11 protein-coding genes and 1 pseudogene are annotated in these 10,783 nt (G+C 71.7%); 6 read left to right on the top strand and 6 right to left on the bottom strand.

Features of this window, described 5'->3' with window-relative positions:
* From ACFY1J_RS35120 to dnaK, 3 genes are all read left to right on the top strand, one after another.
* Window positions 1–1,747, top strand: a 1,747-nt coding sequence (locus tag ACFY1J_RS35120) for a hypothetical protein (protein WP_390732613.1), incomplete at its 5' end; no start/stop codon positions are given.
* Between the two features lie 65 nt (window positions 1,748–1,812).
* A complete protein-coding gene (locus ACFY1J_RS35115) occupies window positions 1,813–2,238 on the top strand; it encodes an OsmC family protein (RefSeq protein WP_363294718.1) in 426 nt (141 codons plus the stop codon).
* Window positions 2,239–2,369: 131 nt separating this feature from the next.
* Window positions 2,370–4,232 (top strand): molecular chaperone DnaK, encoded by a 1,863-nt coding sequence (gene dnaK / locus ACFY1J_RS35110; RefSeq protein WP_390707043.1) that lies wholly within the window; start codon window positions 2,370–2,372, stop codon window positions 4,230–4,232.
* A 10-nt stretch (window positions 4,233–4,242) separates the two neighbouring features.
* Here the strand turns inward: dnaK and narJ are convergent, their stop codons facing one another.
* From narJ to ACFY1J_RS35090, 4 genes are all read right to left on the bottom strand, one after another.
* Complete coding sequence (narJ, locus tag ACFY1J_RS35105) at window positions 4,243–4,719, bottom strand: nitrate reductase molybdenum cofactor assembly chaperone (protein ID WP_390707042.1); 477 nt, start codon at window positions 4,717–4,719, stop codon at window positions 4,243–4,245.
* Window positions 4,720–4,846: 127 nt separating this feature from the next.
* A complete protein-coding gene (locus tag ACFY1J_RS35100; RefSeq protein WP_390732612.1) occupies window positions 4,847–5,653 on the bottom strand; it encodes an SAM-dependent methyltransferase in 807 nt (268 codons plus the stop codon).
* Between the two features lie 18 nt (window positions 5,654–5,671).
* The gene (locus tag ACFY1J_RS35095; protein ID WP_390732611.1) at window positions 5,672–6,535 is read right to left on the bottom strand and encodes a helix-turn-helix domain-containing protein; all 864 of its coding nucleotides are present in this window, start codon (window positions 6,533–6,535) and stop codon (window positions 5,672–5,674) included.
* Window positions 6,536–6,631: 96 nt separating this feature from the next.
* Window positions 6,632–7,462: a helix-turn-helix domain-containing protein gene (locus tag ACFY1J_RS35090; RefSeq protein ID WP_390732610.1), complete on the bottom strand. Its 831-nt coding sequence runs from the start codon at window positions 7,460–7,462 to the stop codon at window positions 6,632–6,634.
* A gap of 29 nt (window positions 7,463–7,491) precedes the next feature.
* Here ACFY1J_RS35090 and ACFY1J_RS35085 point away from each other — a divergent pair.
* The 3 genes and pseudogenes from ACFY1J_RS35085 to ACFY1J_RS35075 all read left to right on the top strand — a co-directional run bounded on the left by ACFY1J_RS35085 (window position 7,492) and on the right by ACFY1J_RS35075 (window position 9,837).
* Window positions 7,492–8,579: pseudogene (locus ACFY1J_RS35085) on the top strand (ADP-ribosylglycohydrolase family protein).
* A gap of 188 nt (window positions 8,580–8,767) precedes the next feature.
* Window positions 8,768–9,073 carry a 4a-hydroxytetrahydrobiopterin dehydratase gene (locus ACFY1J_RS35080; RefSeq protein WP_390707037.1) on the top strand — a complete coding sequence of 102 codons (306 nt, stop codon included), beginning with the start codon at window positions 8,768–8,770 and terminating at the stop codon, window positions 9,071–9,073.
* A 5-nt stretch (window positions 9,074–9,078) separates the two neighbouring features.
* Window positions 9,079–9,837 (top strand): class I SAM-dependent methyltransferase, encoded by a 759-nt coding sequence (locus ACFY1J_RS35075; RefSeq protein ID WP_390707036.1) that lies wholly within the window; start codon window positions 9,079–9,081, stop codon window positions 9,835–9,837.
* Here ACFY1J_RS35075 and ACFY1J_RS35070 read toward each other — a convergent pair.
* Both ACFY1J_RS35070 and ACFY1J_RS35065 read right to left on the bottom strand, forming a co-directional pair.
* The gene (locus ACFY1J_RS35070; RefSeq protein WP_390707035.1) at window positions 9,806–10,273 is read right to left on the bottom strand and encodes a hypothetical protein; all 468 of its coding nucleotides are present in this window, start codon (window positions 10,271–10,273) and stop codon (window positions 9,806–9,808) included. The genes ACFY1J_RS35075 and ACFY1J_RS35070 overlap by 32 nt on opposite strands.
* Entirely contained in the window at window positions 10,270–10,749 is a 480-nt protein-coding gene (locus ACFY1J_RS35065) for a hypothetical protein (protein ID WP_390707034.1), read from the bottom strand. Before ACFY1J_RS35065 ends, ACFY1J_RS35070 begins: the two co-directional genes overlap by 4 nt.
* Window positions 10,750–10,783 lie beyond the last annotated feature (34 nt).

The raw sequence follows: 10,783 nt of genomic DNA, 5'->3' as shown, positions 1-10,783 counted from the left end.
GTTCGCGGCGGGTGTGGCGCTGCTGCGGGCCAACCCGGCGCTGCGCGCGGTGGAGTTCAGCGTCTGCCGCCATCCGGACTGCGGTCTCGCGCCGCGTGACGGACTCGTGCGCGCCGACTCCGACGGTGTGCTGCACGCCCACCCCACCCGCCGTGCCGAGCCCGCCGAATGGGCCTGGGCCCTCGCCCACGCCACCATCCACCTCGGCTTCGGACACCTCCCGGCCGCCGCCGGCGCACGCACCCAGCCCGACCGTCACGACCTCGCCGCCCGCTGCGCCGTCGTCAACCGCTTCCTGCAGACCTTTCCCGTCGGCCAGGCACCGGAGCAGTTGCCGCCGACGTACCCCGACGGCGACGAGGAACAGCTCGCCGCGCAGTGGCGCCGCACGGGCGTCCCGGCCGCGTACGAACGCTGCGGCACCGCCGGCGCCGAGCCCGACCAGCTGCTGGTGTCCTGGAACAAGTGGGCCGGGCAGCCCCCGGACTGGCAGCTCGCCTTCGCGCACGCCCTGACCCGCACCATGGCCACGGCGATGGACATGGCGGGCGGCCGCCGCGACTCCATGACCGGCGCCGCGACCCCGCTGCGCCCCTGGGAGAAGGCCCTGAGCTGGTTCATCTCCTCCTATCCGCTGCTCGGCGGCATCGCGGCCGGCATCAGGCTGGTCGCCGACGCCGAACTCGCCCGCGCCCATGACATCTCCGTCGCCGCGGTCAACGCCGAGGCGGGCGAGATCTACGTCAACCCGCTGCGCACCCTGGAGGACGAGGAGTGGCGGTTCGTCCTCGCCCACGAGATGCTGCACGCCGCCCTGCGCCATGGCGACCGCTGCGGCACCCGCGACCACTATCTGTTCAACATCGCCTGCGACTACGTCATCAACGCCTGGCTCGTCGAGATGGGCGTCGGCACCATGCCCCAAGGGGCGCTCCACGACCCGGAGCTGACCGGCCTGTCCGCCGAGGAGGTGTACGACCGGATCGCCGGCGACCTGCGCCGGATGCGGCGCCTGGCCACCCTGCGCGGCAAGGGCCTCGGCGACATGCTCGGCGACCCGCTCGGCCCGCCCCGTGACTACGTCGACCTCGACGAGTTCTACCGCCGGGGCCTTTCCCGGGGCCTGGACCTGCACCAGACGCAGGAGCGCGGCTTCCTGCCCGGCGGCCTGGTCGAGGAGATCCGCGCGCTCAGCCACCCGCCGCTGCCCTGGGACGCACAACTCGCCCGCTGGTTCGACGAGTTCGTCCCTCGTCCCGAGGCGGTGCGGTCGTACGCGCGCCCCTCGCGCCGGCAGTCGTCCACCCCCGACATCCCGCGCGCGGGGCGCTGGTTCCCGCCCGAGGAGGTCGCCCGCTGCACCTTCGGCGTCGTCCTCGACACCTCCGGTTCCATGGACCGCACGCTGCTCGGCAAGGCGCTCGGCGCGATCGCCTCGTACGCCGAGGCCCGCGACGTGCCCGCCGCCCGGGTGGTCTTCTGCGACGCCGCCCCGCACGACGCCGGCTATCTGCCGGTCGCCGAGATCGCCGGGCGGGTACGGGTGCACGGCCGCGGCGGTACGGTCCTGCAGCCCGGGATCGACCTGCTGCACCGGGCGGACGACTTCCCACCGGGCGCCCCGGTGCTGGTCATCACCGACGGCTGGTGCGACGTGCTGCGCGTGCGGCGCGAACACGCCTATCTGATCCCGCAGGGCGGCCGGCTGCCGTTCACCCCGCGTGGGCCCGTCTTCAAGGTGCGGTGAGTCCGGATGTGATCGGATGGGACACGCAGAACCCGGAATGGGGCTCCCACGCGAAAGGAACAACCGTGGCCACCACGCGCACCGCACATACCGTCTGGGAAGGCAACCTGATCGAGGGCAACGGTGTCGTCACCTTCGACTCCTCCGGCATCGGCCAGCAGCCGGTGTCGTGGCCGTCGCGCGCGGAGAAGGCGAACGGCAAGACCAGCCCCGAGGAGCTGATCGCCGCCGCCCACTCCAGCTGCTTCTCCATGGCGCTGTCGCACGGCCTGGCCGGCGCCGGCACCCCGCCCACCAAGCTCGTCACCTCGGCGGACGTCACCTTCCAGCCGGGTGAGGGCATCACCGGCATCCACCTCACCGTCGAGGGCACCGTCCCCGGTCTGGACGAGGACGGCTTCGCCGCGGCCGCCGAGGACGCCAAGAAGAACTGCCCGGTCAGCCAGGCCCTGACCGGCACCACCATCACTCTGTCGGCGAAGCTGGCCTGACCCGCACCACGTCCCCGGATGCCGCGTCCCCGCAGGACGCGGCATCGCCGTTTCTGGGTACCCGGCATTGACAACGGCCCGCTCAAGTTTTGTGCTGGAGTCGGGGAAACGCCGGGCGGAAGGGGACAGCAATGGCACGCGCGGTCGGGATCGATCTCGGCACGACGAACTCGGTGGTGGCCGTCCTGGAGGGCGGCGAGCCCACCGTCGTCGCCAACGCCGAGGGGGCGAGGACCACGCCGTCGGTCGTGGCCTTCGCCAAGAACGGCGAGGTACTGGTCGGCGAGGTCGCCAAACGGCAGGCCGTGACGAACGTGGAGCGCACCGCCCGCTCGGTGAAGCGGCACATGGGTGACGGGGCCTGGCGCTTCCCGGACAGCGGCTCCGTCGACGGCACCCGCTACCGGGCCCAGGAGCTGTCGGCGCGGGTGCTGCAGAAGCTGAAGCGGGACGCGGAGGCCTACCTCGGCGAGGACGTCACCGACGCGGTGATCACCGTACCTGCGTACTTCGACGACTCCCAGCGGCAGGCGACGAAGGAGGCCGGGGAGATCGCCGGTCTGAAGGTGCTCAGGATCATCAACGAGCCCACGGCCGCCGCCCTCGCCTACGGCCTCGACCGCGGCGAGGAGCAGACCGTCCTCGTCTTCGACCTCGGCGGCGGCACCTTCGACGTCTCCCTCCTGGAGATCGGCGACGGCGTCATCGAGGTGAAGGCCACCAACGGCGACACCCACCTCGGGGGCGACGACTGGGACCAGCGGATAGTGGAACACCTGGTCAAGCGGTTCAAGGGGCAGTACGGCGTCGACCTGGGCAAGGACAAGATGGCGCTGCAGCGGCTGCGCGAGGGCGCCGAGAAGGCCAAGATCGAGCTGTCGAGCTCGACCGAGACGACGATCAACCTCCCGTACATCACCGCCTCCGCCGAAGGCCCCCTCCACCTGGACGAGAAGCTGACCCGCGCCCAGTTCCAGGAGCTCACCGCCGATCTGCTCGACCGCTGCAAGACCCCCTTCCACCAGGCGGTCAAGGACGCCGGCGTGAAGCTCTCCGCGATCGACCACGTCATCCTGGTCGGCGGCTCGACCCGGATGCCCGCCGTCACCGACCTGGTCAAGGAGCTCACCGGCAAGGACCCGCACAAGGGCGTCAACCCCGACGAGGTGGTGGCGGTCGGCGCCACCCTGCAGGCCGGCGTGATCCGCGGCGACGTCAAGGACGTGCTCCTGCTGGACGTCACCCCGCTGTCCCTGGGCATCGAGACCAAGGGCGGCATCATGACCAAGCTCATCGAGCGCAACACCACGATCCCGACCCGCCGTTCGGAGATCTTCACCACGGCCACCGACAACCAGCCCTCGGTCGGCATCCAGGTCTACCAGGGCGAGCGGGAGATCGCCGCCTACAACAAGAAGCTCGGCGTCTTCGACCTCACCGGCCTGCCGCCCGCCCCGCGCGGCGTCCCGCAGATCGAGGTGGCCTTCGACATCGACGCCAACGGGATCATGCACGTCTCGGCGAAGGACCTGGCCACCGGGCGCGAGCAGAAGATGACGGTGACCGGCGGCTCGGCCCTCCCGAAGGACGACATCGACCGCATGATGCGGGAGGCCGAACAGTACGCCGACGAGGACCGCAGGCGCCGGGAAGCGGCTGAGACCCGCAACCAGGCCGAACAACTCGTCTACCAGACCGAGAAGTTCATCCGGGACAACGAGGACCGGGTGCCCGCCGAGACGAAGTCCGAGGTCGAGGCGGCGGCCACGGAGGTGAAGACCCTCCTTGAACAGAACGCCGATACGGCCGCCCTGCGCGCCGGCGTCGAGAAACTCGCCTCCGTGAGCCAGAAGATGGGGCAGGCCATGTACGCCCAGGCCCAGCAGCAGACTCCGCCTCCCGGGGAGAGCACCACACCGCCGCAGGACGAGGAGGGCGTGGTCGACGCGGAGATCGTCGACGACGAACGCGACGCGAAGGGCGGTGCCGCGTAGCCGACTCCGGCTACGTGGTCGGCAGTGTCGCGCAGACCGCGTCCAGAACGGATGCGTACGGCGTACCGAACTCCGTCAGCCGGGAGCGGAGGCCCTCCAGCGCGTCGCGGTGTTCCGTGAGCAGCTCCGTGCTGCCGGTCCGGGCGGTGCACTCCAGCACCGCCGGGAGGAAGTCCGGCAGCTCCTCGCAGCTGAACTCCAGGCCGTGCTCCCGGTAGACGTCCTCGAACCGGTCCAGGGACCCGCCCCGCCGTCCGATGCAGCCGTTGTTCCACCGGCTCAGATACAGGCCGTGCCGGTGCCCGAGCCCGAAGACCCGCACATAGTGCTCGGCCAGTTCGCACGGTGGGGTCACGGCCGCGTAGTCGCTGAACTCCCGCAGCTGCGGCGCGGCTTCGCGCAGCAGCGGCAGCCGGGCGACGAAGTCGTCGTCCGGATACGTCAGGCAGAGCGCAGCCGCCTGGTACAGGACCGCGTCCGAGGGCATCCGGCCTCCTTCGCGTCGTCGTAGGCCGGCCGCCGCTCGCGGTCGGGCACGCGCGCTCCCTTGCTGGCCCTTGGTCCCAACCTAGGGGCGAGAAGGGATGCGCACCTGTCTGCGGCACCCGTCCGGGTCAGGGCTTGCGCGCGACCCCCGCGTACACGGGCACGACGCCCTCCGCCTGCGCCGCCACGTCCTCCGGATCCGGCCGCCAGCCGTAGACGGGGATGACACCGGGGCCGAGCAGCTCCAGGCCGTCGAAGAACTTGGTGAACTCCGCCAGCGTACGGGGATAGAACGGCGTGCCGCTCCTGCGGAACAGCTCCGCCGCCCGGGCCACGCCCTCGGGGCTGAGATCCTGCGTGACCTGGGAGAGGATCAGATGGCTTCCCGGGGCGAGCCGCGCGACGTACCGCTCGATCAGGCCGTACACATCGTCCTCGTCACCCAGATAGTGGGTGAGCGCCACCAGCGACAGCGCGACGGGCCGGCCGAAGTCCAGGGACTCACCGGCCAGATGCAGGATGGTGTCGGGGTCACGGACATCGGCGTGTACGTAGTCCGTGCTGCCCTCGGCGGAGCCCTTCAGCAGCGCCTCGGCGTGCCGCAGCACGATCGGGTCGTTGTCCGCGTACACCACCCTCGACTCCGGGGCCGCACCCTGCGCCACCTGGTGCAGATTGGGCTCGGTGGGAATGCCGGTGCCGATGTCCAGGAACTGACGGATCCCGGCCTCGGCCGCCGTGCGGACGGCGCGGTGCATGAACCGCCGGTTGGCACGCGCCCCGCGCACCGCCGTGCCGTCCGCGGCCAGGATCTTCCGCGCCAGCTCCTCGTCCACCGGGTAGTTGTCCTTGCCGCCCAGCCACCAGTCGTACACGCGTGCGGGATGCGGCCTGCTCGTGTCGATGGTGATGCGCCCGGCCTCGGATTCGCTCATGCGCTGTCTGCTCCGTCCTCAGAGGTTCTTTCGGTACTCACGCAGGATCTTCTCGGTGCGGTGCGCGGACGCGGCCCGCGCGGTCATGTGGTCCAGCACCTCCAGGTGCGCCCCGACCTCCGACCGCGAGTCCAGATACAGGGCGCCGGTCAGATACTCCGTGAAGACCATGTCCGGCAGCTCGGGCTCCGCGAACCGGAACAGTGTGAAGGGGGCATACGTCCCCGGATGCGGGCCGGCGGCGAACTCGGCGAGCTGCAGGGTGATCCGGTCCCGCTCCACGTACTCCAGCAGCTTGTCCAACTGGTCGCGCATCACCTCGGCGTGCTCGCTCACCGGACGCAGCAGCACCGTCTCGTCCATGATCACCCACAGATGGGGCGGGTGCTCCCGTTCCAGCAGGCTCTGCCGGGTCATGCGTAACGACACATGGCGCTCGATCGTCTCCGGGCCGCAGCTCCCGATCGTCCCGGCCTCCAGCACCGCACGCGCGTAGTCCTCGGTCTGCAGCAGGCCGGGCACGAAGTGCGGCTCGTAGGAGCGGATGATCCGGGCGGCCCCCTCCAGGCTCACATACAGGCTGAACCAGTCCGGCAGCACATCGTGGAACCGCTGCCACCAGCCCGGCTGGTTGGCCTCCTCGACCAGCTGCACGAACGCGGCCGCCTCCTCGTCGGCGACGCCGTACGTCGTGAGCAGCACCTGCACGTAGGGGATCTTCAGCGCGACCTCGGCCATCTCCATCCGCCGCACGGTCGCCGGAGCCACCCGCAGCACCCGGGCGGCCTCCTCGCGCTTGAGGCCGGCCGCCTCGCGCAGCTCCTGCAGCCGCTTCCCGAGCACCACCTGGCCCACGGTCGGCGCAGCACGCCGCTCACTCACGCCACGCCTCCCCTACGCGCCGAAGTATGCGTGCAGTGTGTCACGCGATGCCGTATCGCACACGTGCCCGACGCAGACGCACGCGTCACATGCCCGTCAACCCACCAGCGCATGCAGGTACTTGGCGGTGGCCGGGTCGGCGGGCAGGAACGTCTCGATCGCCAACTCGGCCACCGTCACGTCCATCGGCGTGTTGAACGTGGAGATCGAGGACACGAACGACAGGATCCGCCCCTCGTGCTCGATCCGCATCGGCAGCGCGAAGTACGCGGCGGGCTCGGCCGGTTGGTCCTCGGGCGTGCCCTCCGGGACGGGGTAGGCCGCCACCTCCTCGTACAACTCCCGCAGCGCGTCGGAGCGATGAAGGGCGATCTGCCGTTCCATCTGCGCGAGCAGATGACCGCGCCACTCGCGCAGATTGCGGATGCGCGGCGCCAGTCCCTCCGGATGCAGCGTCAGCCGCATCGCGTTCGGCGCGGGCGTCATCAGGGCCTCCGGTACGCCGTCCAGCAGCATGGCGATGCCCCGGTTGGCGGCGACGACCGTGTACGTGGCGTCGACGACCAGCGCCGGATACGGCTCGTAACCCCGGATCAGCTGCTCCATCCCGTCCCGCAGTGCGTCCAGCGCCGGGTCGTCAAGCGGGGTCTCGGGATAGTGCGGGGCGTAACCGGCCGCCAGCAGCAGCGCGTTGCGCTCCCGTACCGGGACGTCCAGGTGCTCGGCCAGGCGCAGCACCATCTCCTCGCTCGGCCGCGAACGGCCCGTCTCGATGAAGCTGATGTGCCGCGCCGACGAGTCGGCACGCAGTGCCAGTTCCAGCTGGCTGACCCGGCGCCGCTCCCGCCAGGCACGGAGCAGTGGACCCACACCCTTTTCGTTGGGGGCGGTGGCGGACGGGGCGGGGCCGGACGCGACACTGGTCATACGGACGACCGTAGTCGAGGAGCGTGCGCATGAACGAGCCCTGGAAACCGTCCTGGGAGGCCACGGCGGTGTACCGGGCCCGGGTCCGCGGCTGCCTCATCGGCGGCGCCCTCGGTGACGCCCTCGGCTATCCCGTGGAGTTCTCCTCCCTCGACCGGATCCGCGCGGCCCACGGCGCCCGCGGGGTGACCGGGCTCGTACCCGGCGCGCACGGCGTGGTGGGCCGGATCAGCGACGACACCCAGATGACCCTGTTCACCGCCGAGGCCCTCGTCCAAGCCCATGCACGGGAACGCGCCAAGGGCATCGGCGGCGCCTGGTCCCTGCTGCTGCGCCAGGCGTACGAGCGGTGGCTGGAGACCCAGTCGAAGCCCGGCCCGGACCAGGCCGCACCCACCGAGGGCGGCGCTTCACCGGCCGGCCTGATCACCGAGGCGTGGCTGTTCGCTCGCCGCGCCCCGGGCAACGCCTGCCTGTCCGGGGTCGCCCAGATGTACGCGCCCGACCCGTGGCTCGCGCTCGACGGCAGGCCGGGGCAGGTCAACCCGGACTCCAAGGCTGCGGCGCGGTGATGCGCTCGGCCCCCTTCGGCCTCGTCAACCCCGCCGACGCGGCGTTCGCCATGGCCGCCCGCGGCGCCCAGATCACCCACGGCCACCCCACCGGCTACTACGCGGCGGGCGCCCTGGCCGCGATCGTGGCGCACCTCGTCGCCGGGGACTCCCTGGAGGGCTCGGTGCTGCGCGCGCTGCGGCAGTTGGAGACCCACCCCGGCCACGAGGAGACCTCGGCCGCCCTGCGCGAGGCCGTCGAGCTTGCCGCGCAGGGGACGCCGACGGCTGAGAAGGTCGAGTCACTGGGCGAGGGCTGGGTCGCCGAGCAGGCCCTCGCCATCGGCGTCTACTGCGCCCTGGCGGAGCCCCGCGTCCCGGACGCCCTGCTACTGGCCGTCAACCACTCGGGTGACAGCGACTCCACCGGCTCGATCTGCGGCAACCTGCTCGGCGCGCGCCATGGCGACGTGGGTCTGCCTCACGCCTGGGTGGAGCGGGTGGAGGGTCGGGCGCGGGTCGCGGCGCTGGCGGACGATCTGGCGGCGGGGTTCGCCGGGGGCTGAGTGGGGTCGTCTGCGGCGATCTGCTCGGCGCGCGCCATGGCGACGTGGGTCTGCCCCATGCCTGGGTGGAGGGTCGGGCGCGGGTCGCGGTGCTGGGGGACGATCTGGCGGCGGAGTTCGCGAGGGGCTGAGTGGGTCCGGCTGTGGCAGGCTGAGCGGGTACGTGAGCCCAGGAAGGGAGCCGTTCCATGCCCGTCGAACCGCTGTCCCAGAAGGAGATCGAGGACCGGCTCGCCGAGCTGCCGGGCTGGTCGCTCGACGGGGACCGCATCACCCGTTCGTACCGGCTCGGCTCGCACTTCGCGGCGGCGGCGCTGGTCGTGCACATCGCCCGGATCCAGGACGAGCTCGACCACCACTCCGACCTCACCCTCGGCTACAACACGGTGACCCTGTCCGTGAACACGCACAGCGTCGGCGGTGCCGTCACCGCCAAGGACTTCGGACTCGCCCGCCGGGTGGAGGACATCGCCCCAGGCCACGGGGCACACTGAGGTACGTGCTGGACTACGACAAGGAAGCCGCCGCCTACGACGCCTCACGCGGCGGCGAACCACGGGCCGAGGCGGCCGCCGACGCCGTGCTCGGCCTGATCCCCGACGGCACACGCCGACTCCTCGACCTCGCCTGCGGCACCGGCATCGTGACCCGGCGGCTGGCGGCGGCCCGGCCGGACATGACGGTCACGGGCGCCGACCTCGCCCACGGCATGGCACGGATGGCCGCCGCCCGGCTGCCCGGCTCGGTCGTGCTGGCCGACAGCCGCCGACTCCCGTTCCCCGACGGGACGTTCGACGCGATCACCAGCGTCTGGCTGCTGCATCTGATGGACGATCCCGCCGACGTCGGCTCCATCCTCGCCGAGTGCTCCCGTGTGCTCCGGCCGGGCGGGGTGTACGTCACCACGGTCGACAAGGCCGAGGCGCACGACGTGGGCAGCGACATCGACGCCGTCCTCATCCCGCGGCCACGCCGCCCCGCCCCCGACGCGGCCGGCTCGGTGGCGGCGCACGCCGCGGAGCACGGACTCCTCCCCGACGGCCGGGCGTCCTTCCCCGGTCTGGGCCAGGGCCGCAGCCCCCGCGGCACCATCGCCAATCTGCGGCGCGGCTGGTTCACCCTGCTGACGCCCGACGACCCGCTGACGGACCGGCTCGCCGAGGCGCTGGCGGCCCTGCCGGACCAGGACCGGCCCCGCCCCGACCCCCGTTTCCGCGTGCGGTCCTTCAGGAAGCCGCAGGCCGGCCGAACTCCATGATCCAGTTGGTCACCCAGGTCTCCCCGCCGTCCACCGAGAACGCCTGCTCCCAGCGGGCCGCGGCGGGGGAGACCCCCGACCACACGAACCGCACCCGTACGTCCTTCCCGTCGTGCGTGTCGTCGCCGTAGAACTCGCCGCGGTCGCCCGTGAACCGGCCGAAGACCGGTGGGAAGAGCGTCCCGCTGCGGCTGGAGGCCCAGTTCAGTGACCAGTCGCCGGTCTCCCGGTCGAAGAGCCGCAGGGTCGCGCCCCGGTACCCGAGGCGCGGCATGTCGATCTCGTCGATGTTCGCGGCCCCGTCGAACAGCGGCCGGCAGAGGCTGATGGCGGCGAACTCCTCCCAGTCGCTGCCGGGGTCCAGGAAGTCGGTGCGGCGGCGGTTGCGGACCTCCCACTCGCCGTGCAGGAAGTCGAAGTCGTGCGGGCTGCTCATGAACACTCTCCCGTGGTTCCTTCGGGCAGGCTGTCGGTCAAGTAGGCCTCCAGGTCCGGGACTTCGGGCGCCAACAGATGCCGTACCCAGGCGTCCCGCTCGTGCTGGATCGGCGGGAGCTCCCACACACAGCCGATCCAGGGCAGCTCCGGCCGGATGAAGTGCGTCGGGTCCTCGTCGGGGCAGCCGAGCACCGGCTGGCCCGCCGAGGCGCCCCTGAAGTGCAGGACGTTGTCCCACACCCAGCTGTACGCGTTCAGATAGGCGCCGGTGTCCCCGCCCCGGTGCAGCACGACGAACGTCGCGGGCGGCGTGCCGTCCGGCTCCGGCAGCAGCTGCGGCAGGATCGCGTACGCCGCCTTCTCCACCTCGGGCGCGATGCCCGCCGGGTCCGCGGTGACGTGATAGCGCTTGACGTGCCGGCCGGCCACCTCGATGGGCGGCGGCACGGTCAGCAGTTTCTCCTTGAAGGCCATGCACGGGACGCTAGGCCCGCTTCACTGACATCCT

The sequence above is a fragment of the Streptomyces sp. NPDC001406 genome, assembly GCF_042895285.1.
In the GTDB taxonomy this organism is placed as follows: domain Bacteria; phylum Actinomycetota; class Actinomycetes; order Streptomycetales; family Streptomycetaceae; genus Streptomyces.
Note: the sequence above shows the minus strand (reverse complement) of the source record. Positions and strands in the feature narration are given on the sequence as shown.

What these genes read in the sequence shown, in the direction of transcription:
- dnaK (WP_390707043.1), top strand. Translation starts at nt 2,370, where the DNA reads ATGGCACGCGCGGTCGGGATCGATCTCGGCACGACGAACTCGGTGGTG.
- narJ (WP_390707042.1), bottom strand. Translation starts at nt 4,719, where the DNA reads ATGCCCTCGGACGCGGTCCTGTACCAGGCGGCTGCGCTCTGCCTGACG.
- ACFY1J_RS35100 (WP_390732612.1), bottom strand. Translation starts at nt 5,653, where the DNA reads ATGAGCGAATCCGAGGCCGGGCGCATCACCATCGACACGAGCAGGCCG.
- ACFY1J_RS35090 (WP_390732610.1), bottom strand. Translation starts at nt 7,462, where the DNA reads ATGACCAGTGTCGCGTCCGGCCCCGCCCCGTCCGCCACCGCCCCCAAC.
- ACFY1J_RS35080 (WP_390707037.1), top strand. Translation starts at nt 8,768, where the DNA reads ATGCCCGTCGAACCGCTGTCCCAGAAGGAGATCGAGGACCGGCTCGCC.
- ACFY1J_RS35070 (WP_390707035.1), bottom strand. Translation starts at nt 10,273, where the DNA reads ATGAGCAGCCCGCACGACTTCGACTTCCTGCACGGCGAGTGGGAGGTC.
- ACFY1J_RS35065 (WP_390707034.1), bottom strand. Translation starts at nt 10,749, where the DNA reads ATGGCCTTCAAGGAGAAACTGCTGACCGTGCCGCCGCCCATCGAGGTG.